The following is a 21,959-nucleotide window of genomic DNA, read 5'->3' as shown; positions in this document are numbered from 1 at the left end:
TCAGAACACCTCCCGCAGCCGGGCGCCGACGCCGCTGCTGGCGTCGAGCTGTCCCGATGCGTCGTAGGTCGTTGCCAGCGGCACCCGTGGGCCGCTGATCTGGTCGAGTTGTCCGGCGACGACCTGCAGGTCGCCCGCCGCCAGGACCCGGTTCTCGCGCGCGACCTGCTCGATCTCGCCGGCCAGCTCGCGGAACGCGGTGGCGTGGTCGCCGAAGACATGGTCGTAGGGCGGCGGGGAGCGTCGGGCCAGCTCGACGAGGCTGAGCGCCTCCGGGTCGGTGGTCCACAGCGCAGCGAGCGTGCGCAACGCCTCGTCGCGCTCGTGCTCACCCTGGCGCAGGGCCTCGACCGCCGTCTCGACCTCCTGCAGCGCCTGGGGCACGAACCGGCGTTCGTCGGCAGCGAGCAGCAGCCGCGTCACCGTGAGCTTGAACAGCAGGTGGCTGACCACCTGCCGCTCCTCCCACAGGCGGCGGCTGAGCGCTTCGAGTGCACGACGGTCTCGTCTCATGCCGAAACGGGTCGGCAGCCGGTGCCCTGGCTCTAGGACTTGGGTCGTGGGTGATGCCCGCTTCGTCGGCCTGCCGCCCGGGGCGGGCACGCCGAGCGTCTTGCGCACGTGCGCGGCTCACGGGTACAGCCCGCCTCCGTGCCGCCGACACCGGTGGCGAGGAGGTCTGTCCGTGCCCGTCACGTCCGTCACCGCGCCGAGCGCGCCGCCGGCCAGCGCGACGACACCGCCGGCCGCGGCGCTGCCGCCGGCGTCGTCGGGCTTCGCCGCGGCGCTCACGACGGCGACGGCGCGCTTCGACCCGGCCCGGTTGCCGACCGTGTCGCTCGGGACGATGGTCTCCGCCCTCGCCGGTGCCGATCCCGCCGGTGTCGCCGATGCCTACGCGTCGGCGACGGTCGCCGCGCCGGCCGGGGTCGGTGCCGCCGGGAATGCCGGGGCCGTCGACGGTTCGCCTGCGGCGAGGGGCGCCGGCGGCATGGCCGCGTCACGCATCCTCGCCGCGGGGGAGCGCTACCTCGGCGTGCCCTACAAGTGGGGCGGCACCAACCCGGACGTCGGGCTCGACTGCTCGGGGTTCGTGCAGCGGGTCTTCGCCGACCTCGGTGTGCGTCTGCCCCGGGTGAGCGTCGACCAGGCCAAGGCGGGCAAGGCCGTCGCGGGCCTGTCCGAGGCGCGACCGGGCGACCTCGTGTTCTGGTACGGCAACGGGCGCCGGCCCAACCACATCGGCATCTACGCCGGCGACAACAAGATGCTCGTGGCACCGCGCACCGGCGACGTCGTGCGCTACCAGGAGATGAACCGCACGCCGGACGTCATCCGCCGCGTGGCGTGACCGGGCCGGATGCCGTGACCCGGCCGGATGCGGGACGTCCCGGAGCGAGCCGGACGTAGCAGCAGGATGCCGTGCGCCGAACCGCGAATTAGTCTGCGGCGCCGGGTGCATCGCGAGAGGGGCGGACAGAGACGTGGCCAAGGTCCTCGCGGTCGACGACGAACCGCAGATCCTCACCGCCCTGTGGCGAGGTCTGTCGCGCGTCGGTCACGAGGTGATCGTCGCCCGCGGTGGCGAGGAGGCCCTCACCGCCGCGGCCGCGTCGGCGCCGGACCTGATCCTGCTCGACCTGCGCCTGCCCGACGTCGACGGCATCGAGGTGGTCCGGCGGCTGCGCGCATGGACGAGCGTGCCGATCGTGCTGCTGTCCGGGGTCGGCTCCGAACGCGCCCGGGTCATGGCCCTGGATGCCGGCGCGGACGACTTCGTCGACAAGCCGTTCTCCATGGAGGAGTTGCGGGCACGGGTCGGCGCCATCCTGCGGCGAGCCGGCAACGGTGGCCCCGCTCTTCCGGAGCAGCCGGCCGTGAACGTCGGCGATCTGCAGGTCGACCTCGTGGCACGGCGGGTGCGCGTCCGTGGCGACGACGTCCGGCTCACGCCGCTGCAGTGGAAGCTCCTCGAGGTCCTGGTCGCCAACTCCGGCAAGCTGCTGACCTACCGGGACATCATCTCGGCGGTGTGGTCGGAGAAGCACGGCGACGAGGCCCGCGACAGTCTGCGCGTCCACCTCCGTGCCCTGCGCAAGAAGCTCGGCGACGACGCCACCGCACCGCGCTACATCGTCACCGAGGCCGGCGTGGGCTACCGCTGGGTGGGGGACGACGCGTGATGCCTTGCTCTGGCGCGGGCTTCGTCGAGTCTCGGTCCGCGGCATGACCGCCATCCCGGAACCCATGTCGTTGGCCGAGGCCCGCCGGCTCGAGGCGCTGCGGCGGCTGAACATCCTCGACACCCCCCGCGAGTCGGAGCTCGACGACGTGGCCGCGCTGGGCGGCGCCCTCCTCGGCGCCCCCTACGCCGCGGTCACGTTCGTGGACGACACCCGGGCCTGGGCCAAGGCCGTCCGCGGCGTCGGCGACCGCCGGGACGTCCCACGCGATTGGTCGATCAGCTGGCACGCCATCTGCTCGTCGGACGGGCTCTGCCACACCACCGTCGACGAGCTCCCCGCCCTGGCCGAGCATCCGGCCGTCCGAGGGCACGACCTGCGCACGCTGGCCGCGGCCGCCATCAGCGCCCCCGACGGCCAGCGGGTCGGTGCGGTCGAGGTGGGCTGGTCCGACCCGCTCGCCGACGACGGCGCCGTGCGTGCCACGCTGCGGCGCGTCGCCGCGCACGCGACCCGCCTGCTGGAACTGCGCGCCGAGGCGTCCGAGTACCGCCGCTTCATCGAGCTCAGCCCGGACGCGGTCCTGGTGCTCGACCTCGACGGCGCCATCGAGCTGGCCAACCCGATGCTCGCCGAACTGCTGCGCCTGGAGGCGCCCGGCGAGGTGCTCGGTCGCAACTTCCTCGAGCTGGTGGCGGCCCCCGACCGTGCCCGCGTGGCGAAGGAGCTCGCCCGCGTCCTGTTCGCCCGCACCCCGGCCGCGCAGCTGGACATGCGCCTGCTGCGTCCCGACGGCAGCACGGTGGCGTGCGACGTCAGTGCCGGGCACCTGCGGGCGAGCCGACGCAGCCTGCAGCTCGTCGTCCGTGACCTCGACGAACGCATCCGCGGCGAGGAACAGCGCGCGCGGCTGTCCGAGCAGCTCGCCCAGGCCCAACGGCTCGACCTCGCCGGCAAGCTCGCCAGCGGCCTCGCGCACGACCTCAAGAACCTCATCACCGTGATGAGTTCCTACCTCGACCTCGCCGAAGGGTCCGTCGAGGACCTCGTCCCCAGCGTCGGGACCGAGCCGATCGAGCCGATCCTCGACGACTTCGAGCAGCTGCGCCGAGCGGTCGAGCGCGCGGGGTCGCTGACCACCAAACTGATGCAGTTCGCGCGTACGGAGGGCTCCACCGACGAGGTGGACCTGGCCAAGGCCGTCGAGAGCGTGCGCACGCTCATCGAGTCGGCCCTGGCGCCTGGCGTCCGCCTGCAGATCGACCTGCCCGACGACCTGCCGCCGGTGCGTGCCGATGCCGTCGCGCTGGAGCAGGCGCTGGTCAACCTGGTCATGAACAGCAGCGACGCGTTGCCGGACGGCGGGACCATCATCGTGCGTGCCCGGCTCACGGACAACGCGGCCGCCAGCGGGGTCACCGCCGGCCCGCGCACGCCATTGGACGAGGGACGTCGCTTCGTGCGCATCTCCGTCATCGACGACGGCACCGGCATGGACCAGGAGACGCTCGCGCGCGCCTTCGAGCCCTTGTTCTCCACCAAGGGCGCCGCCCGCGGCACCGGTCTCGGGCTGCCGACCGTGCTGGCGTTCGCCCAGCAGGTCGACGGCATGGTGGACCTGCACTCCGTCAAGGGCGAGGGCACCACCATCTCGCTGCTGCTGCCCGCCGAGGCCGGCGAGTCGGCGATGCCGGACCGGCACCGCCCGATCGGTGGTGCGCGGGTGGTGCTGGTCGATCCCAACGAACGGGCCCGGCGCGTCATCACGGAGATGCTGCAGTCGGCCGGCTACCGGGTCCTGGCCGCGGCTGACGGCGAGGAGGGCCTGCGCCTGCTGCGCGAGCAGGGCGCCGACGTGCTGGTCACCGAACTCGCGCTGCCAGGTCTGCCCGGCTGGCGGGTCGTCCAGCGGGCGCGCGACGAGCGGCCGGAGCTGCCCGTGCTCGTGTTCGCCTCCGCCCAGGCGCCCGACCGTGTCACCGACGACGTCCGCACGCTGGTCAAGCCGTTCAGCAACGACCGACTCCTCCGGACGATCTCCGAACTCCTGCCGGAGTGACGCTGTCGACGGGTCGGTCGCGGCGCGCGGCGACCGACGTCGGAGTCGGGGCGCAAGGTCGGCTCGTGGCCGCAAGGTCGGCCCAGCGCCGAAGGTCGGCCCAGCGCCGCACGGTCGGTCCAGCGCCGCATCGGTGCGTCATCGGTTCGACCGTGCGTCACTACCTCGACATCGAGGTGCCGCAGTTCGCTGGCGGTGCCATCGGGTCTCGTCGGCCCGGCGCGCGCGGTCGGCCCAGCGGCGCACTGTCGGCCCAGCGTCGCTCGGTCGGCCCTCGGTCGCATCGGTGCGTCATGGGCTCGACCGTGCATCACTGCCTCGACATCGAGTTGCCGCAGTTCGCTGGCGGTTCCACCGGGTTTCGTCGGCCCGGCGCGCGCGGTCGGCTCAGCGGCGCACGGTCGGCCCGGCGGCGCTCGGTCGGCCCAGCGTCGCATCGGTGCGTCATCGTTTCGACCGTGCGTCACTGCCTCGACATCGAGGTGCCGCGGTCGCCGGCGGCCGTGGTGTCTGGGAGTGGCGTCGGCTTGGCGGCGCACTGTCGGTCGAGCGGCGCTCGGTCGGTCCAGCGTCGCGTCGATGCGTCATCAGCTCGACCGTGCGTCACTGCTTCGACATCGAGGTGTCGCAGGTCGCCGGCTCCGGCGCCCTCGAGTCGGGTCGCCGGTCGGCTTCGGACCGCTTCGCGGGGCATGCGTCGTATTGGTCGTGCGGTGCTGCAGGCTGTGGAACGCTGACCGTCGAATCCACAAGGAACCGCAGATCCAGCGGCTGAATCGCGAACTCAGCGGGTAGAATCCGACCCATGTTCAGCCCCACTCCCACCCCGCCCAGCACCCGCAACGCGGTGCCCGCGACCGTCACTCGCGCGGGGTATAGAGCATCGGTCCGACGGCACCACGCCATCGCCCGCGAACACGGCAGCGGTTACCACGCCGCGCTCGACGACACCGCCGATCACGGTCCTACGGCCACTCACGGTCCAGCGCGGGCCGCCGTTCCTACGACCGACTCCGGCCACACCGATGGTGATGGTGGGGACCTGCGGGTGGCGATCCGGCATGCGGCGGCCGCGGTGGAGCGGGTCCGGGTGTTGGCGGCCGACCGGGCCGTGACTGGTAACGGGGAGCTGGCCGGGCTGCTGGAACTGCTCGCCACCGCTGACACCTGTCAGGCCGCGGTGGTGGAGCTGGTCGACCGCATCGAGGCCGGGTCGCTGTCCGAACGCCGGGCCGGTCTGCCGTTGGAGGGGCTGTTGGCGTTGCAGTCCAAGGCCACGTTCGGGGACCGGCGGTTCTTGCACACCGTCCGGGACGTGCTCGCCTGTATGCCCAACGTCAAGGCCGCGTTCCACGCGGGTGCGCTGGGGTGGGGGCAGGTCCGCGCGGTCGTGTGCGAAGCCGGTCCGTTGACGGTGGCGCTGCGGGCCGAGTTGGACCAGCGGTTCGCGGATCTCGACGAGCTCGAGCGGCTGCAGGCCGACGACCTGGTCGACCACATGCGGGTCGCGGCCAGCCGGCTGCGCGAAGACCTCGAACAGGCCCGCAGCGTCCGGCGGGTCGAGCGGCGCTATCTGCACGTCCAACCCGACTTCGAAGGCGGGGTGCGCGGCAGCTTCGCGTTCCCGGCCACCGACGGGGCGCTGATCCGGGAGGCGCTCGAAGCCGCCGCCGGACCGCCCACCGGTGATCGGGACGTGACCCGCGATGCCCTCGACCCCGTGACGGACGACGCGACCGACGCCGCGAGCCGAAGCGGGGGCACCGACGGCAGCTGCGCCGGCAGGCCGGGCGAAGCCCGGCCTGCCGGTGGCACTGCAGAGACGGAAGCCGATCACCACGCCTCTGCCAGCGGCCGCGCCGACGCGACCAACGGTGACGGCGACGTGTCGGATCCGCTGGGTGAGGGGTTCGATCGGCCGCGGGGCCGGCAGTTGGCGGATGCGTTCGTCAAGCTGGCCGAGGTGTTCCTGTCCGGCCGCCGGGCCGACGGCACGATGGTGCGGGCCCGCCCGTCGATGATGGTGGTCACCGACATCCAGTCGCTGGTCGGTGACTCCGAGGCTGCGCGGCGGGCGCGGCTGTTGTGGCGGCTGCCCGGGGCGCCGCCGGCGCTGACCCCGTTGGCGTTGCGGCGGCTGGCGGATGACTGCCGGCTGCAGTTCGTGCTGACCGACGGGCACGAGGTGCTGGGCATCAGCGCCCCGACCACATCGATCCCAGCCCGGCTACGTCAGGCGGTGCTGGCCCGCGACCAGGGCTGCCGGTTCCCGGGCTGCCGGATGCCGGCCGCCTGGACCGACCTGCACCACGTCATCCCACGCGAACACGGCGGCCACACGGTGGTGCACAACCTGGTCGCGCTCTGCCGCCGCCACCACACCGCCGTCACCGAAGGCCGCTGGCAACTCGACATGACCGCCGACGGGACCGTCACCGTCAGACGCGGACGTCGGCGGGCGACCTCGGACCCGCCGCTGCGGCGACAACCGGTCACCGCCTGACCTCGCCGCTGCGGGCGGAACCCGCTGCACCTTCCAGCCGTCCGAAGCTCCCATCGGTGCGACCGGATTCGTCGCAACAGCGCCGCTCCAGCCGCATCCGCCTGCCCGAGCAACCTCGGGCAGGCGGTCGTGCTGCGTCGCGGACTCACGTTCGATGTCGTTCGTCGGCTGGGATCGTGCCGTTCACCTGCATGCGCTCGTCGGGTGCGTCGGCGGTCGGAGAAAAAGTTCGGGGCGACTGCTTCAGCGCTCGGAGGGCGGTGCCGATGGTCCACGCGAGCCGGCATCGACGCCGGCGCCACCGGGGACAGACATGGAGGTCACCCCACATGCGTATCAACAACAACATCGCGGCGTTCAACGCCTACCGCAACCTGTCGACCACCAGCGGTCAGATGGGCAAGTCGCTCGAGAAGCTGTCCAGCGGCTTCCGCATCAACCGTGCGGCCGACGACGCGGCCGGCCTGACCAAGTCCGAAGGCCTGCGCGCCGAGATCCGCGGCACCAACCAGGCCATCAAGAACGCGCAGGACGGGATCAGCCTCGTCCAGACCGCTGAGGGCGCCCTCAACGAGGTCCACTCGATCCTGCAGCGGATGCGCGAGCTCGCCGTGGGCGCGGCCAACACCGCCACGTCCGACGGTGCGGCCGAGCAGGCGGAGATCACCGAGCTGATCGCCGAGCTCGACGCCATCGGCACGCGCACCCAGTTCTCGGGGAAGGCGGTCTTCGACGGGGAGAGCCGGACCTTCCAGGTCGGCGCGAACAGCGCTGACACCCTGTCGATCCAGTTCAACGCCCTCTCGTCGACCACCGTCGGTGGCAGCGGCGAGGACGTGGATGCGGTGAGCGTGGCCGACGTCGACGTGACCGGCGGCGGTGCTTCCGATGCCATCAATACCCTCGACGAGGCGATCGCGGCCGTGTCGGCTCAGCGCTCGCAGCTCGGTGCGTCGCAGAACCGCCTCGAGCACACCATCGCCAACCTGCAGGTCGCCTCGGAGAACCTGTCGGCCTCCGAGTCCCGGATCCGCGACGCCGACATGGCGCAGGAGATGGTGACCTTCACCCGCAACCAGATCCTGCAGCAGGCCGGTACCGCCATGCTGGCGCAGGCCAACCAGGTCCCGCAGTCGGTCCTGTCCCTGCTCCGCTGATCCAACGCAACACCGTAGGACCCGGTGGGGCGCCCCGTTCCGGGGCACCCCACCAGCCGTTCCAGCCGGATCGGGAGGGAGAGATCCGTGTCGACACCGTTCGCCTCGATCGGCGGGATCGCCTCCGGGCTGGACACGGCGACGATCGTCCAGCAGCTCATGCAGCTCGAGCGGCAGTCGATGGTCCCGCTGCAGACCCGGCAGCAGACCTACCGGGCCGCGGACGCTGCCTGGGGCAGCATCGTCACCCGACTCTCCTCGCTGCGCTCGGCCACGGACGCGCTGCGCGATCCGCAGGTCCTGGCCGGCACCGTCAAGGTGTCCTCGTCCAACCAGGCCGTGGCCTCGGCGAGCGTGAAGGGCGCGGGCGCGCTGCCCGGCACGGCCGTGCTGAACGTGACCCAGCTCGCGGCCGCACACCAGGTCGCACTCGGCGGCACCTTCACCGGCAACGACCAGGTGCTCGGCGCCGGCAGCATCACCGTGTCCCGTGGTGACACGCAGCACACGGTGACCCTCGGCGAGGGCGCCACGCTGGCCGACGCGGCCCGCGCGCTGAACGGCGTCGAGGGGCTGCAAGCTCGCGTCGTGCGGGTCGGCGAGGGAGAGCACCGCCTGGTCGTCAGCAGCCGCACCACCGGCGCCGGCTCGGCGTTCACCGTCACCAGCGACGTGGCCGCGTTCAACGGCGGCGGCACCACCAACCTCGAGGTGCTCCAGGCCGGTCGCGACGCCGTCCTGTCCATGGACGGGCTGACCGTCACCCGGTCGAGCAACACCGTCGACGACCTGCTCGAGGGCATCACCCTCAGCCTGTCCGACGTCGGCACCACCACCGTCCGCATCGAGCAGGACCTCGAGGGCGCCACCAAGAAGGTCAAGGCGCTCGTCGACGCGATGAACGGGCTGCTGAACGAACTCAACCGGCAGGGCGCGACGTCGTCGGAGGCCGGCGCCCGGGGCCCCCTCAGCGGTGACCCGCTCGTGCGTAGCCTCACCACCCAGATCCGCGGTTCGCTGAGCCAGATCGTCACCGAGGACGGCCCGTTCCGGACGTTGAACGACCTCGGCATCTCACTGACCCGTCAGGGCAGCATCACGCTGGACGAGTCGAAGCTGACCGCCGCGCTCACGTCCGACCCGCAGGCCGTCGGCAAGCTGCTCGGCCGCGCCGGCTCCACCAGCGACGCACGTCTCTCGCTGACCACCTCGGGACGTGCCCCCGCCGGCGACTACCAGCTGCAGATCGACACGGCCCCGAGGATCGCGGTCGCCACCGGCGCCGCGTTCTCGCCGCCCGGTTCGATCCAGCCGAAGACCTTCACGATCACGGCCGCGGACGGGACGTCGGTGAGCGTCGTCATCGACGAGACCGTCGACGTCCAGGCGTCCGTGCTGAAGATCAACGCGGCCCTCGCCGGCACGAAGCTCTCCTGGCTGAGGGCGGAGACGGTCGAACACGAGGACGGCACCGTCGCCGTGTCGCTCAAAGCGGACCGGGCCGGGACCAGCCGCAATTTCACCGTCGACGGCTCCGAGGAGCTCGACCTCGACGGCACGGCCGCCGGTGCCAATGTCGCCGGCACGCTGACCAACCCCGCGACCGGCGAGTCGTGGCAGCTGTCGGGCACCGGACAGACGCTCACCGGACCGACGGGCTCGGCGATCGCTGGCCTGGTGCTGCGCGCACCCCTCGACGCCACCGGCGACCTGGGCAGCGTGCGGATCGACAACGGCCTCGCCGGCGTCCTGGACGGGATCCTGCGTGCGGCGGAGGGCTCGGGCGGATCCATCGCCGGCGCGCGCGAAGCACTTCAGTCGCGCATCAAGGCGACGACCGACAGCTTGGAGGCGTTCGAGCGCCGGCTCGAGCTGCGCGAGACGACGATCCGCCGGCAGTTCACGGCGCTGGAGTCCGCCATGGCACGGATGAACAGCCAGGCCATGTGGATGGCGCAGCAACTGACCGGGATGACGCAGTGACCGGAGCGACGGTGAACCCCTACGCGGCGTACCAGACCCAGGCGGCCCAGACCGCCTCGCCCGCCCAGCTCGTGGTGATGCTCTACAACGGCGCGCTCGCCGAGGTGAGCCGTGCCACGCGCGGGCTGGAGGCGTCCCCGGTCGACATCGAGGACGTCAACGACTGCCTCGGCCGGGCGCAGGCGATCGTGACCCACCTCGCCGTCACGCTCGACATGGAGCGCGGGGGAGCGGTGGCCGCCAACCTCGCCTCGCTCTACGACTTCTGCCGCGACCGGCTGGTCGCCGCCAACGTCGCCAAGTCGGCCGACGGGCTGGAGGCCGTCACGTCCGTGCTGACGGACCTGCGGGACGCATGGGAACAGGGCTGCGTGAACGGGCAGGCGGCCGCGGCGGTGGCCGGATGAGCGCGCCGACGACGATGGACGGCCAGCCAGAAGGCGCCTGGGTCGAGGTGCTCGACCAGCTGGAGGTCGACGTGGTCGAACTGGATGCGGCGCTGGCCAGCGGCGACGTCGTGCCGCTGCACACGTGGGTGCCGCCGCGCGACCTCGGTCCGTTACCCGAAGCGCTCCAGCCGCGTGCCCAGCGCATCGCCGCCCGCATCGCGCAGGTGCAGCAGCACATGCGCGAGCGGCTGGGCGAGCTGAGCGCGGAACTGCAGGACGTGGACCAGCGCCGGCGGGCCGGATCGGCCTACGCCAGCTGACACGTCGGTGGACCGGACACCGACATCGCACGACATCGCTTCAGTCGTCACGGGGCACGGCCGACAACCCTCGTGACAACTCGGTACGGAAACCAGACTCGGCTCATGGAGGAGGCGTTCGCCTCCTCCTTTTCGCGTTGTCGGAAGGCTGCACCATGTGGGACGTGACGACCACCGCGGCGCTGCGCGCGCTCGACGGCCTGGCGCTGCGTGGCACGGTCCGCGCCAACAACATCGCCAACAGCGAGACCCCGAACTTCCGCGCCAGCACCGTCGACTTCGAGACCACGCTGCGCGACGCGCTGCGCCGCCGCGACCCTGCCCAGGCCCCGAGCCCCGAGGTCGTCGCCTCGCCGACCATCGTCGACGCGCAGGGCAACAGCGTCGACATGGAGACCGAACTGATCGGCTCCATGAAGGACGGCCTGCACCGCGACGCGATGGTGTCCGCCTTCAACTACAAGGTCGGCCAGCTCCGCGTCGCGATGGGTGGCCGCCGATGAGCTTCTCCAGCATGAACATCGGGCGGACCGGTGTCGGCTTCGCGCACCACTGGCTCGACACCATCGCCCACAACATCGCCAACGCGAACACCGACACCGCACCCGGCGAGGAGTCCTTCCGCGCCCTGCAGGTGGTGGCCCGGCCACTCGGCGGCGGTCCGTTCGCGAGCACCGGTTCCGGGGTCTACCTCGCCCAGAAGGTGCGTGCCGGCGGTGAGCCGCCGCGCACCCACGACCCGGACCATCCGCTGGCCGACGAGCAGGGCAACGTCACCCGCGCACACGTCGACCTGGGCTCGCAGATGGTGGACATGATGGTCGCGCAGCGGGCCTACCAGGCGAACCTGCGCACCGTCGAGTCGGCGAAGGAGGCCTACCAGGCCGCCCTGCGCCTCGGAGGCCAGTGATGTCGATCCCGCCCATCGGCAGTCCGCTGCCGATCCAGCCGCTGCCGCCGACCCCCGCCGCCGGTGCCACCGGCGCCACGGCCGCGCCCGGCTTCGCCGAAGCCCTCGGCAACGGCCTGCAGCAGGTCTCCGCGATGGAGCACCGCGCCGACGCGCTGGTGGAGGACGTCGCCTCCGGCGGCTCGACCCGCATCCACGAGGTCATGGCCGCCACCTCCCAGGCCGGACTGGCCGTGGACATGCTCGTGCAGGTCCGCGACCGGGCCCTCGAGGCCTACCACGAGGTCATGCGCCTCCAGGTCTGACCCGCGCAACGACCTGATCGTCGCGCTGACACTCACACAGGACTGAACGCCACGTGGAGCTCAAGGACCGCCTGACCGGCCTGGTGCGCTCGCTGCCGCCCGCGCAGCGGGTCGGCATCGTGGTGGCCGTCGTCGTGCTGGTGATGGCCGCCATCCCGTTCATGCGCTGGGTCACCACGCCGAGTTATGCGCTGCTGTACGCCGGGCTCGAGGACAAGGAGCTGTCCGAGGTCGTCGGCGAGCTGGAGAGCCGCGGCATCGCCTACCAGCTCGACGGCTCGCGCATCCTCGTCCCGCAGCAGCAGCTGTACCGCGTGCGCGCCGACCTGGCCTCGGCGGGCGTCAGCGGCACCCCCAGCGTCCCCGGCTACGAACTGCTGGACAACCAGGCGCTCGGCGTGTCCGACTTCCGTCAGCGCGTGGACCTGCAGCGCGCCGTCGAGGGGGAGCTGTCGCGGACCCTGGGCGCGATGGACGGCATCGACAACGCCACCGTCCGCCTGGTGCTGCCCGAGGAGTCGCTGTTCACCGAGCAGCGCGAGCCGGCCTCCGCCAGCGTGCTGCTGCGTTCCGCCCGGCCGCTCGACAGCAACCAGGTCGAGGCGATCACCCTGCTCGTGTCGTCGGCCGTGGAGGGCCTGTCGCCCGACAAGGTCACCGTCGCCGACACGGCCGGCAACGTCCTGCACGCGCCCGGCGACGGCGTCGTCGGCGGGGTCAGCGACCGTCAGCAGCGACTCACCCGCGAGTACGAGTCGGCGATGAACGCCGACCTGCAGGCACTGGTGCAGCGGGCTACCGGCTTCCCCGCGTCGGTGTCGGTCCGCGCCTCGCTGAACTTCGACGAGTCCGAGATCCAGACCGAGACCTTCGACGCCGAGGGTACGCCGCTGCGCGAGTCGACCAGCGCCGAGCAGTTCGAGGGCGAGGGCGCCCCCGCCGGCGGCGTCACCGGCGTCGACGGGGGGCCGCTGCCCACCGGCAACGGGCCCAGCAACTACACCCGTGACGAGAACAGCACGGAGTACGGCGTCGGGCGCACCACCACCCGCACGGTGCAGGCGCCCGGCACGGTCGAGCGGCTGTCGGTCGCGCTGGTCGTCGAGGACGGCTCGGCCGTCACCGACGCGCAGCTGCGCGAACTCGTCGGCGCCGCCGCCGGCGTGGACGTCGACCTGCGCGAGGAAGCGATCGCGATCACCCGCGTGACCAGCCCCGCCGACGCGACGGCACCGCCCGAGGAGGCCGAGGCGGGCGGGTTCGCCCAGCTCGAGAGCTACCTCGCCATGGGGCTGATCGTGCTGATCGCCGTCATGCTGTTCCTGATGACGCGGCGCAAGAAGGACAGGACCGCGGCCGTGGCGGAGAAGGTGGTGCCCGCCCAGGTGCGTGCCGCGCCCGTGCCGATCGACCCCGTCGACGAGACCGAGCAGCTGCCGGTCGGCCCGAACATCCAGGACGAGGTCGCCGCGATGGTCGAGCGCCAGCCCGAGGAGATCGCGGCCCTCCTGCGCGGCTGGCTCGCGGACCGAAGGGCGGGCGTATGAGCGCCGGGACCGCGCTGGTGCTCGGACGGGCACAGAAGGCCGCCGCCGTCCTCGTCGCGGTCGGAACGCAGCGGTCGGCCCGGGTCCTCGAGCACCTCACCGAGGAGGAGGTCGAGCAGGTCGCCGTCGAGGTGGCCCAGCTCGGCGACGTCTCGCCGGCGCAGCTCGAGTCGATCCTGACCGAGTTCCGCGACGACGCGGTCGCGCACGCCGCCCTGCTCAGCGGCGGCGAGCACCACGCCCGCGAACTGCTGCGGTCGCGCTACGGCGACGAGGCCGACGAGATCGTGGACCGGCTGCTGGCCTCCACGCAGTCGACGCCATTCCACTTCCTGCGGATGCACGAGCCCTCGGAGATCCTGCAGCACCTGCGCGACGAGAGCCCCCAGACCATCGCGGTCGTGCTCGCCCACCTGCCGGCCCGGCTCGGCGCCAGCCTCATGGGCGGCCTCGACCCCGAGGTGCAGGTGTCGGTCGCGACCCGCCTCGCCACCCTCGAGCGTGCCGACCCGGACGTGGTCCGGCGCATCGAGGAGTCGCTGCAGTCGCGCCTCGGTGAGGTGCGCCGCCGCAGCGGCCGGCGCGACGGCGTGAAGGAGCTGGCCGACCTGCTCAACCAGAGCGACCGGGCCACCGAGCGGGCCATCCTGCAGGAACTGGAGACCACCGACCCGGCGCTGGCCGAGCGGGTCCGGGCCCTGATGTTCGTCTTCGAGGACCTCATCACCCTGGAGGACCGGGCCCTGCAGGAGCTGCTGCGCCAGGTCGAGCCGTCGCTGCTCGCCACCGCGCTCAAGGGCGTGTCCACCGAGCTGCACGACGCGCTGATGCGCAACCTCTCCGAGCGGGCCCGCACCACCGTGGCCGAGGAGATGGACCTCATGGGCCAGGTGCGCGTTCGCGACGTCGAGGCGGCCCAGACCTCCATCGTGCGGATGGTCTACGAGCTCGAGAAGGAAGGGCTGATCACCATCTCACGCGGCCAGGAGGAGTTCGTTGGCTGAGCTGCTCCGCCTGACCGTCAGCGACGACGTGCGGACGCTGGCGCCACCCGCCCCGGTGCTGGACCCGGCCACGGCCGCGGTCCTGGACCGTGCCGTGGCCGACGCCCGCGCCCAGGCCTACGCCGAGGGCGAGGCCGCCGGCCGTCGCGCCGCGGCCGCCGCCGCCACCCAGGTCGCCGGCCGGCTCGAAGCCCTGCTGCAGGAGACCCTGGCGCAGCGCGACGCGGCCCGGACCGCCGACCTGGCGCTGGCCGCCGAGCTGGCGTCCGAGGTGCTGGCCGCCACGCCGCCGACGCCGGCGCTGGACCTGCTCGACCGTGCCCGCGAGGCCGCCGCGCTCCTCGACGACGACCCGCTGGAGGTGCGCCTGCACCCCGACGACCACGCCGCGCTCGCCGGCGCGCCGCTCGACGCGCGGCTGCGGTTGAGCGCCGACCCGGCCGTCGCACGCGGAGACGCCCGACTCGTCGGGACGTGGGGCGGCGCCGAGGTGACGCGGGCCGCCCTGCTGCAGGCCGTCACGGCCCTGCGCGTGGAGTCGGGCCTATGACGGCGCTGCTGCGGGCCGTCAGCCACGGCTCGGTGTCCCGCGTCGTGGGCACCGAAGTGGAAGTGCGTGGCCTGCGCCTTGCGGTCGGCGACGCCGTCGACGTCGAGGCGCGCGGCGGCGTCCGGGTCGGCGAGGTCGTCGCCGTGGACGACCACGCGGCGCGGGCGCTGCTGCTGGGCGACACCACCGGTATCGCCCGTGGTGACCGTGTCCGTCCCCGGCCCGGGCCGCTGACCTCACCGGTGGGGGAGGCCCTGCTCGGACGCATCGTCGACGCGCTCGGGCGGCCGCTGGACGGCAAGGGCCCGATCGCCGCCCCGCAGCGGTCGGTCGACGCGGCCACGCCACACGCCCTCGCCCGCCAGCGGGTGACCGAGCCGCTGGACACCGGCGTGAAGCTGATCGACACGCTGTGCACGGTCGGTCGTGGGCAGCGGATGGGCCTGTTCGCCGGCTCGGGCGTGGGCAAGTCGACGCTGCTGGCGATGATGGTCCGCGGGACCGCCGCGTCGCGGTCGGTCATCGCCCTGGTCGGCGAGCGCGGCCGTGAGGTCCGCGAGTTCGTCGAGGACGTGCTCGGACCCGAGGGCCTGGCCCGCAGCGTGGTCGTGGTCGCGACCTCCGACGAGCCGGCGCTGCTGCGGCTGCGGGCGGCGTTCCTCGCCACTCGCGTCGCCGAGGAGTTCGCCGACGGCGGCCACGACGTGCTGCTGACCGTCGACTCCCTGACGCGGCTGGCCACGGCCCAACGCGAGATCGGGCTGGCGGCCGGCGAACCGCCGACCTCCAAGGGCTATCCGCCCTCGGTCTTCGCGCTGCTGCCCCGGCTCCTGGAGCGCTCCGGGCCGCGCGAGCACGGCACCATCACCGCCTTCTACACGGTGCTGGTGGAAGGCGGCGACAACGACGAGCCGGTCGCCGACGCCGCCCGTTCCATCCTCGACGGCCACCTCGTCCTGGACCGGGCCCTCACCACGGCCGGGCGGTTCCCGGCCATCGACCCGCTCGCCAGCCTCAGCCGGCTCGCCACGACCGTGACGTCGTCCGAGCAGCAGGCCGCCGCCGTCACGTTGCGACGGGCGCTGGCCGCGGCCGACCGGGTCCGCGACCTCGTCGAGGTCGGCGCCTACGTCGCGGGGAGCGACCGGGCCGCCGACGCCGCCCTGGCCATGATGGGCGACCTCGTCGACTTCCTCACCCAGCCAGCACACGAGGTGGTGGCTGCCGAACACGCATGGATGCGGATCGCCGAGCTCGCGGCACGGCTGCGGGCAGCCGAGGAGATGGCGGCGTGAAGCGTGATCGTATGAAGGTCGTCCTGCAGGTGCGCGAGGGCATCGAACGCCGGCGCCTCGCCGAGCAGGCCGCCGCGCAGCTGCGGCTCGAGCTGGCGCGGGAGCGCCACGAGCAGGCCGTCATCGCCCTGGAGGGCCGCGGCGTACCGGTCGACGTCGCCGGCGTCGACGGTCTGCGCCAGCACCGCCTGGGCAGCCTCGCGCTCAACGACGCGGTCGAGCGGGCCCGCGAGCAGCAGCGCCTGGCCCGGCAGGACGCCGAGGTCGCCGAACGGCAGCGGATCGACGCCGCCATCGCGCGGCGCAGCGCCGAGCGGCTGGCCGAACGCCGGCAGGCCGAGGCGGCGGCCCGCGCCAGCCGGGCCGCGGAGATCCAGCTGGACGCCGTCGCGCTGGAGACCTGGCGGCGGCGCGCATGATCGCGACCACCGGCGCCAGCGGGATGGTCGACGTCCAGGCCCGCATCGCCGCCATCCAGGGCCGCATCCAGGCCTTCGTGCCCGCAGCCCCGGCGGTGGCCACCGCGACGTCCGACGCGACAGCCCGATCCGCCTCGTTCGCACAGGCGCTGGCGGCCAGCGCCTCGTACCCGGTCATGTCCGCCACGGCCGGTGCGGCGACGACCACCCCCGTCGGCGCCACCCCCGGCAGTGGCACCCCGGTCGGTGCGACCGCGGGCACGCCGGCCGAGGCGACGACGGGCACGAGCGGCGCGTGGGCGGACCGGCTGCCGCCGGCCGGCCGTCGCTGGGCCGGGGCGATCGAGCAGGCCGCCACCGAAGCCGGTGTCGACCCCGCCCTGCTGGCGGCCCTCGTGAAGCACGAGTCGAACTTCGACCCGAACGTCCGCTCGCACGCCGGCGCCATCGGCCTCGCCCAACTGATGCCCGGCACCGCCGCGGGCCTGCGGGTCGACCCGACCGACCCGCTGGACAACCTGCGTGGTGGTGCCCGCTACCTCAAGCAGCAGCTCGACCGGTTCGGGTCCGTGGACCTCGCGCTGGCGGCCTACAACGCCGGCCCCAACCGCGTGGCGCAGGCCGGCGGGGTCCCACGCATCCGCGAGACCCAGACCTACGTCCAGCGCGTCATGAACACCTGGGAGCAGCTGCGGTGATCCACCTCCACACGACGGCGGCACCGACCGCCACCACGCCGGCCGGAGGCAGGGACACGCCCACCACCGGTGACTTCCTCGCCCTGCTCGCCGCCCTGGTCGGTGGCATCACCAGCGAGGCGACCGAGGACGGCGCCGGCGCGCTGTTCCCGGGCACGCCGCTGCTGGCCGACCCGGTCGCACGGGACGGCGAGGCCGCCGGCCGCACGGCGCAACCGGCGGCGCCGCCCGACGAGCCGGAGACGGCCGAGGATCGCGACGGGGCGTCACCCGCTGCGGGCGGGTGGCCCTCGGGACCGGTGCTGGCCGCGCTGCTCGCCCTGCCCGCGCCGGAGGTGGCTGGCATGACACCGGCGACCACGGGGGCCACGTCCCTCGACGCCGAGGACGGCGTGTCGGTCGCCGCCGAACCGGACGAGGCTGGCGTTCCCACTTCCGCTGCCCCGGATGCCGACGTCATCGGTGTCGACGCCACCACCGGGCGTGCGACCGGCGCGACCACCGGTGTCGTGCTGCCGCTGGAGACCGGGGGGGCCGTCGGCGAGGTCGACGGCAACTCCGACCTCGCCACGAAGCAGGACGCGTCGTCGGAGCCGGCGTCCGCTGCGGGCGTGACGGGGGCGACGGCGGGCAGCGACCGGCGCGCGGAGCGGGCGGCAGCCGACCCTGCCCGCCCACGCCTCGACGGGCTCGACGGGCAGACGGCCGAGACGGCCGCCGTCGCCGGGCCCCGCGGTCACGGCGAGGTCCGGGGCCGTACCACCTCGACATCGATGGGCGCGGCGATCTCGCGGGTGCTCGACGCGCTCGAGCAGCTGGAGGCGGCGCCGCCGCCGCGGCAGGTCACGCTCGAGCTGGGTGACCTGCGGGTCCGGGTGGCCCTGGAGGACGGCAACGTCCGGCTGCAGGTCCTGGGCGACCAGCGCGACGCCGCCCGCGAGTTCGTGCGGGCGGCCACCGACGCCCTGCGCGAGCGCGGCTTCGACCTCGGCCGCGACCAGGGCGAGCGTGCCCGCGACGGCCACCCACCGTCACGGCCCGACGTGCCGGCCGCGAACCGGGCCGGGCGTGGGACGGCCACCACGACCGCGACGACCGCCGGCACCCGCCCCGGCGTGCACCTCTAGGAGTCCACGATGACGACCATCGCCACGGGCACCGGGATCGGCGCGACCGCCGGCCTGCCCACCGGTGACGGTGCCCTGACCGCGCTCGGCGGTCTCGGCAGCGACGGCTTCCTCCAGCTCATGGTGGCCCAGCTGCGCTACCAGAACCCGATGAACCCGTCCGATCCCACCGCGATGATGATGCAGACGGCGCAGCTCGCGCAGCTCGACGCCGTCCAACAGCTCGCAACCCTCCAGCGTCGCGACCTCGGCCTGCAGAACGCCGTGGCCGCCGCGGGGCTGGTCGGATCCAACGTCAGTGCGCTCGCCACGGATGGCGGCACCGTCGAAGGCGTCGTCGACGCCGTTCGCTACACGACGCTGGGCCCGGTCCTGGACATCGGGGGACAGGAAGTCCCCTTCGACCAGGTCACCGAGGTCCGCCGCACCACCGACGACGCCTGATCGCCAGGCGAGAAGAGAGCCATCCGATGCTTCGTTCGATGTTCTCCGCGGTCTCCGGGCTGCGGTCCCACCAGACCATGATGGACGTGACCGGCAACAACGTCGCCAACGTCAACACCGCCGGCTACAAGTCGGTACGTACCACCTTCCAGGAGACACTCACCCAGGTCGTGCGCGGCGGCACCGCCGGCGGCGCGAACAACGGCGGTGTCAACCCGATGCAGCTCGGACTGGGCTCGTCGGTCGCGGCCACCGACCTGGTCTTCACCCAGGGCGCCTCGCAGGTGACCGGCCGGGCGACCGACGTGGCGATCCAGGGCGACGGGTTCTTCGTCGTGCAGGACGCCGCCGGCACCAACTTCTACACGCGTGCCGGCGCGTTCGGCGTCGACAACAACGGCAACCTCGTCACCCCGGAGGGCCTGCGCGTCACCGGCACCAACGGTCCGATCAACGTCGGCCAGGCCACCGACCTGGCCATCGGTTCGGACGGGACCGTCACCGGCCGGGTCGACGGCCAGCAGCAGCAGCTCGGTCAGATCCAGCTGGCCCGCTTCCCGAACCCGGGCGGGCTGACCCGCGTCGGGAACGGCCTGTTCGACGCCGGCGACGCGGCCGGCGCGCCGATCGTCGGCGTCCCCGGCGACGGCAACGGGCTGGGGGGTCTTCAGGCCGGCACGCTGGAGATGTCGAACGTCGACATGGCCGCGGAGTTCACCAACCTGATCCTCGCCCAGCGCGGGTTCCAGGCCAACGCCCGCACCATCACCGCCAGCGACGAACTGCTGCAGGAACTGGTCAACCTCAAGCGCTGACCACGCCACGACCTGCGAGGAGGCCGGCCCGATGGGCCGGCCTCCCGTCGTACTGGACGCGCGTCTGTCATCTCGTCGCGCACCGCCCGGCGTACGCGGCGCCGTCGACGCCGTCGCGGCGAGGTCGCGTCAACGGCTCACCGCCTGCCACCGGCCCGGCGACGCGCGCTACCGGCTCTTCGCGATCGCCATCCCGAGGAAGATGCCGATGATCAGACCGGCGGCGCCCGCCACCATCGTTCCCATCGTGCCGGCCTGCATGGCCGTCATGGTCGAGCTCATTCCGGCCATGCCGGCCGTCTGCGTCGCCTGCGCGCCCGCCAGTGTCGCCGCCTGTGTGGCCTGCGCGGTCTCCAGAGTTCGAACCCGGTCTTCCATGTCCTCCGCCATGCGCATCCCTCCCTGTGGAGTAGTGGTCTCGCCGTACATGACGCTTCCCTGTCTGCCGATGCGGCTGGCCGAGCGTCTGCTGAGGCGACCAACCCTGTCTTGGTGGGGTTGGGCCCTTCGGCCGGGGACCCCGAACGTCCATTGCAGACGTCCCTGTCAGGAAGGCGGTGCGAGGCGGCCGCCCGCCCGGTGACCGCCGGCCTCCGAGAGACCGGGATTCGCCGGGCGCAACCCGCCGCGGGTGGCCCAGCGTGGTGGCCGGACCGCGGTGGGTCGGGAGCGGCGCCACCGATGGCGGGGGCGGCCGCCATTGCGCGCACCCCCGGTCATGCCATCGCGGACCAGCCTCGACGCTGAGAGGCGAGGTAGCCGGTATGGCACGAAGCGCACCGAGATCGGATGCTGAGCAACGTGCATACTCGCACCCGTTTCGGTCCGCGATGCCGCGAAGGCGCCTCGCAGACGGTGGTCCGCAGGCGGGCCGGCGGCAGCGAACCGCGTCAATGGGCGCCGACGACGTCGACGGCGACGCGCGGGTCGGCGTTGGGGAACTCGCTGCGCAGCCGCTCGAGGACCAGCGCGGCAAGCTCGTCCTCCATGTCGCCGGATTCCTCCGTACGCAGCACCTCGACCTGCAGGACGAAGAGCTCGTCGGGGACGTGCGAGCTCAGTGGGAAGCGGGCCTCGGCCGCGACCGGGATCACGCCTGGCGTCTCGTCGAGCACCGCGGTGGCGATCGCCTGCGCCCGCGTCGTCACCGTCTCACGCGTGAGCGCCGGGGCGGTCGCCCACTGCAGGCCCAGCAGCCCGGCGAGGGCCACGACGGTGACGGCGATGGTGGCCAGTCCCACGAGCCGACTCCCGTCGCGCGCCCGCGGGATCGTCCGGCGCACCCCCATCACGTGGAACACGATGGCCGGCGGCGACGTTGATGCCGACCAGCTGCATCGCACCGACGAACGCAGCCGACGTCACGAGGTGCGCTTCGCCCAGGACGAGACCGATGCCGAGCAGCCCCGCCTGGGGTGCCAGCGCCAGCGCCACGAGCATGCCGACCCCGGCGCCGGAGACGATGCCGGTGCGGTCGGCTCGGCCGAAGCTCAGCGCTCCGGCGACGCCGGCGGCCATCGGCAGCAGGATCGCCGTCGTGCCGACATCTGCCACGCGCACCATCAATGGGGTCGGGTCACGCCCACCGACGGTCAGCGTCAGCAGCGCCGCCACCACCGCCGTGGTGGCGATGCCGGACACGTACCGCCCCACGCTGCGCCGCAGCAGACGCGCGTCACCCCGAGCCGTGGCCAGGGCCGTCGTCATCGCCGGCGCGGCATAGGGGGCGATCAGCATCGCGGCCGTCAGCAGGAAGGTCGTGTCCGACACGAGACCGGCCCAGACGACCGCCCCGGCGACCGCGGAGTAGAGCAGGAACGGAGGCCACGCACCCAGGCTCTGCAATCCCTCGACGAGGATCTCCAAGGGTCCTCGCGAGGTGACGTCGGTGACCTGGTCCGGCAGTGCCTGCGGTGGTGGCTCGATCAGCACGATGCTGTCACGGTCGAATGCTCCGCGCAGTTCCTCCACGGGTTCGAGGGCGGCCAGCACGGCATCGAACCGGTCGTTCGGCAGGTGGACGTACAGCAGTTCCTGCGGTGGTCCCTGCCCCGGTGTGGCGGCCACCCGCAAGGTGTGGGTCGCTCCGGCGCCGGCGGCACGGGTGCAGACCTCCTCGGCCTGGTCGCTGCGAACCCAGAACAGCAGTTGCCGCACGTCGGCCCTCCTCGGCGTCGGGGGTCGAGTCAAGGTCGCGACGAGGGACCGCGCGGTGCTGAGGGCCTCCCATCGGACAGACCGCGGACCGCGA

At 73.1% G+C, this 21,959-nt stretch carries 24 protein-coding genes; 20 read left to right on the top strand and 4 right to left on the bottom strand.

What is annotated here, in order from left to right:
• On the bottom strand, positions 1–513 hold the full coding sequence (flgN, locus tag ACERM0_RS12060; RefSeq protein WP_373678840.1) for a flagellar export chaperone FlgN: 513 nt from the start codon (positions 511–513) through the stop codon (positions 1–3).
• Between the two features lie 172 nt (positions 514–685).
• On the opposite strand from flgN, the gene ACERM0_RS12055 reads away from it, so the two are divergent.
• The 20 genes from ACERM0_RS12055 to flgF all read left to right on the top strand — a co-directional run bounded on the left by ACERM0_RS12055 (position 686) and on the right by flgF (position 19,708).
• Entirely contained in the window at positions 686–1,351 is a 666-nt protein-coding gene (locus tag ACERM0_RS12055) for a C40 family peptidase (protein ID WP_373678839.1), read from the top strand.
• 133 nt (positions 1,352–1,484) lie between these two features.
• Complete coding sequence (locus tag ACERM0_RS12050; protein ID WP_373678838.1) at positions 1,485–2,183, top strand: response regulator transcription factor; 699 nt, start codon at positions 1,485–1,487, stop codon at positions 2,181–2,183.
• Between the two features lie 43 nt (positions 2,184–2,226).
• The gene (locus ACERM0_RS12045; RefSeq protein WP_373678837.1) at positions 2,227–4,242 is read left to right on the top strand and encodes an ATP-binding protein; all 2,016 of its coding nucleotides are present in this window, start codon (positions 2,227–2,229) and stop codon (positions 4,240–4,242) included.
• Between the two features lie 1,048 nt (positions 4,243–5,290).
• Positions 5,291–6,745: an HNH endonuclease gene (locus ACERM0_RS12040; RefSeq protein WP_373678836.1), complete on the top strand. Its 1,455-nt coding sequence runs from the start codon at positions 5,291–5,293 to the stop codon at positions 6,743–6,745.
• A 329-nt stretch (positions 6,746–7,074) separates the two neighbouring features.
• Positions 7,075–7,902: a flagellin gene (locus ACERM0_RS12035; RefSeq protein ID WP_373678835.1), complete on the top strand. Its 828-nt coding sequence runs from the start codon at positions 7,075–7,077 to the stop codon at positions 7,900–7,902.
• A gap of 87 nt (positions 7,903–7,989) precedes the next feature.
• Positions 7,990–9,885: a flagellar filament capping protein FliD gene (fliD, locus tag ACERM0_RS12030; protein ID WP_373678834.1), complete on the top strand. Its 1,896-nt coding sequence runs from the start codon at positions 7,990–7,992 to the stop codon at positions 9,883–9,885.
• A gap of 11 nt (positions 9,886–9,896) precedes the next feature.
• Positions 9,897–10,292: a flagellar export chaperone FliS gene (gene fliS / locus ACERM0_RS12025; protein ID WP_373678833.1), complete on the top strand. Its 396-nt coding sequence runs from the start codon at positions 9,897–9,899 to the stop codon at positions 10,290–10,292.
• Entirely contained in the window at positions 10,289–10,594 is a 306-nt protein-coding gene (locus ACERM0_RS12020) for a flagellar protein FliT (RefSeq protein WP_373678832.1), read from the top strand. Before fliS ends, ACERM0_RS12020 begins: the two co-directional genes overlap by 4 nt.
• A gap of 164 nt (positions 10,595–10,758) precedes the next feature.
• A complete protein-coding gene (locus ACERM0_RS12015) occupies positions 10,759–11,097 on the top strand; it encodes a flagellar basal body rod protein FlgB (protein WP_373678831.1) in 339 nt (112 codons plus the stop codon).
• Positions 11,094–11,504, top strand: coding sequence for a flagellar basal body rod protein FlgC (locus ACERM0_RS12010; RefSeq protein ID WP_373678830.1), 411 nt, complete (start codon positions 11,094–11,096; stop codon positions 11,502–11,504). Before ACERM0_RS12015 ends, ACERM0_RS12010 begins: the two co-directional genes overlap by 4 nt.
• Positions 11,504–11,809 carry a flagellar hook-basal body complex protein FliE gene (fliE, locus tag ACERM0_RS12005; protein WP_373678829.1) on the top strand — a complete coding sequence of 102 codons (306 nt, stop codon included), beginning with the start codon at positions 11,504–11,506 and terminating at the stop codon, positions 11,807–11,809. The genes ACERM0_RS12010 and fliE overlap by 1 nt, the downstream gene beginning before the upstream one ends.
• Before the next feature lie 53 nt (positions 11,810–11,862).
• Positions 11,863–13,356, top strand: coding sequence for a flagellar basal-body MS-ring/collar protein FliF (fliF, locus tag ACERM0_RS12000; RefSeq protein ID WP_373678828.1), 1,494 nt, complete (start codon positions 11,863–11,865; stop codon positions 13,354–13,356).
• Complete coding sequence (fliG, locus tag ACERM0_RS11995; protein WP_373678827.1) at positions 13,353–14,360, top strand: flagellar motor switch protein FliG; 1,008 nt, start codon at positions 13,353–13,355, stop codon at positions 14,358–14,360. Before fliF ends, fliG begins: the two co-directional genes overlap by 4 nt.
• A complete protein-coding gene (locus tag ACERM0_RS11990; protein ID WP_373678826.1) occupies positions 14,353–14,910 on the top strand; it encodes a hypothetical protein in 558 nt (185 codons plus the stop codon). Before fliG ends, ACERM0_RS11990 begins: the two co-directional genes overlap by 8 nt.
• Positions 14,907–16,205 carry a FliI/YscN family ATPase gene (locus ACERM0_RS11985; protein ID WP_373678825.1) on the top strand — a complete coding sequence of 433 codons (1,299 nt, stop codon included), beginning with the start codon at positions 14,907–14,909 and terminating at the stop codon, positions 16,203–16,205. The genes ACERM0_RS11990 and ACERM0_RS11985 overlap by 4 nt, the downstream gene beginning before the upstream one ends.
• Complete coding sequence (locus tag ACERM0_RS11980) at positions 16,202–16,624, top strand: hypothetical protein (protein WP_373678824.1); 423 nt, start codon at positions 16,202–16,204, stop codon at positions 16,622–16,624. Before ACERM0_RS11985 ends, ACERM0_RS11980 begins: the two co-directional genes overlap by 4 nt.
• Entirely contained in the window at positions 16,621–17,322 is a 702-nt protein-coding gene (locus tag ACERM0_RS11975) for a lytic transglycosylase domain-containing protein (RefSeq protein ID WP_373678823.1), read from the top strand. Before ACERM0_RS11980 ends, ACERM0_RS11975 begins: the two co-directional genes overlap by 4 nt.
• Positions 17,319–18,449, top strand: a complete 1,131-nt coding sequence (locus ACERM0_RS11970) for a hypothetical protein (protein WP_373678822.1) — start codon at positions 17,319–17,321, stop codon at positions 18,447–18,449. The genes ACERM0_RS11975 and ACERM0_RS11970 overlap by 4 nt, the downstream gene beginning before the upstream one ends.
• Positions 18,450–18,458: 9 nt before the next feature.
• On the top strand, positions 18,459–18,893 hold the full coding sequence (locus tag ACERM0_RS11965) for a flagellar hook assembly protein FlgD (RefSeq protein ID WP_373678821.1): 435 nt from the start codon (positions 18,459–18,461) through the stop codon (positions 18,891–18,893).
• A 26-nt stretch (positions 18,894–18,919) separates the two neighbouring features.
• Positions 18,920–19,708: a flagellar basal-body rod protein FlgF gene (gene flgF / locus ACERM0_RS11960; RefSeq protein ID WP_373678820.1), complete on the top strand. Its 789-nt coding sequence runs from the start codon at positions 18,920–18,922 to the stop codon at positions 19,706–19,708.
• Between the two features lie 168 nt (positions 19,709–19,876).
• Here flgF and ACERM0_RS11955 read toward each other — a convergent pair whose 3' ends face one another.
• The 3 genes from ACERM0_RS11955 to ACERM0_RS11945 all read right to left on the bottom strand — a co-directional run bounded on the left by ACERM0_RS11955 (position 19,877) and on the right by ACERM0_RS11945 (position 21,865).
• Complete coding sequence (locus ACERM0_RS11955; RefSeq protein ID WP_373678819.1) at positions 19,877–20,098, bottom strand: hypothetical protein; 222 nt, start codon at positions 20,096–20,098, stop codon at positions 19,877–19,879.
• A gap of 500 nt (positions 20,099–20,598) precedes the next feature.
• The gene (locus ACERM0_RS11950) at positions 20,599–20,949 is read right to left on the bottom strand and encodes a hypothetical protein (RefSeq protein ID WP_373678818.1); all 351 of its coding nucleotides are present in this window, start codon (positions 20,947–20,949) and stop codon (positions 20,599–20,601) included.
• Positions 20,861–21,865, bottom strand: a complete 1,005-nt coding sequence (locus ACERM0_RS11945) for a DUF389 domain-containing protein (RefSeq protein ID WP_373678817.1) — start codon at positions 21,863–21,865, stop codon at positions 20,861–20,863. Before ACERM0_RS11945 ends, ACERM0_RS11950 begins: the two co-directional genes overlap by 89 nt.
• Positions 21,866–21,959 lie beyond the last annotated feature (94 nt).

It is taken from the genome of Egicoccus sp. AB-alg2 (assembly GCF_041821065.1).
Lineage (GTDB): Bacteria > Actinomycetota > Nitriliruptoria > Nitriliruptorales > Nitriliruptoraceae > Egicoccus.
Note: the sequence above shows the minus strand (reverse complement) of the source record. Positions and strands in the feature narration are given on the sequence as shown.

Excerpts from the sequence above, each read along its gene's own strand:
- flgN (WP_373678840.1), bottom strand. The coding sequence starts at position 513 with ATGAGACGAGACCGTCGTGCACTCGAAGCGCTCAGCCGCCGCCTGTGG.
- ACERM0_RS12045 (WP_373678837.1), top strand. The coding sequence starts at position 2,227 with ATGACCGCCATCCCGGAACCCATGTCGTTGGCCGAGGCCCGCCGGCTC.
- ACERM0_RS12035 (WP_373678835.1), top strand. The coding sequence starts at position 7,075 with ATGCGTATCAACAACAACATCGCGGCGTTCAACGCCTACCGCAACCTG.
- ACERM0_RS12020 (WP_373678832.1), top strand. The coding sequence starts at position 10,289 with ATGAGCGCGCCGACGACGATGGACGGCCAGCCAGAAGGCGCCTGGGTC.
- ACERM0_RS12010 (WP_373678830.1), top strand. The coding sequence starts at position 11,094 with ATGAGCTTCTCCAGCATGAACATCGGGCGGACCGGTGTCGGCTTCGCG.
- fliE (WP_373678829.1), top strand. The coding sequence starts at position 11,504 with ATGTCGATCCCGCCCATCGGCAGTCCGCTGCCGATCCAGCCGCTGCCG.
- fliG (WP_373678827.1), top strand. The coding sequence starts at position 13,353 with ATGAGCGCCGGGACCGCGCTGGTGCTCGGACGGGCACAGAAGGCCGCC.
- ACERM0_RS11985 (WP_373678825.1), top strand. The coding sequence starts at position 14,907 with ATGACGGCGCTGCTGCGGGCCGTCAGCCACGGCTCGGTGTCCCGCGTC.
- ACERM0_RS11975 (WP_373678823.1), top strand. The coding sequence starts at position 16,621 with ATGATCGCGACCACCGGCGCCAGCGGGATGGTCGACGTCCAGGCCCGC.
- ACERM0_RS11965 (WP_373678821.1), top strand. The coding sequence starts at position 18,459 with ATGACGACCATCGCCACGGGCACCGGGATCGGCGCGACCGCCGGCCTG.
- flgF (WP_373678820.1), top strand. The coding sequence starts at position 18,920 with ATGCTTCGTTCGATGTTCTCCGCGGTCTCCGGGCTGCGGTCCCACCAG.
- ACERM0_RS11955 (WP_373678819.1), bottom strand. The coding sequence starts at position 20,098 with ATGGCGGAGGACATGGAAGACCGGGTTCGAACTCTGGAGACCGCGCAG.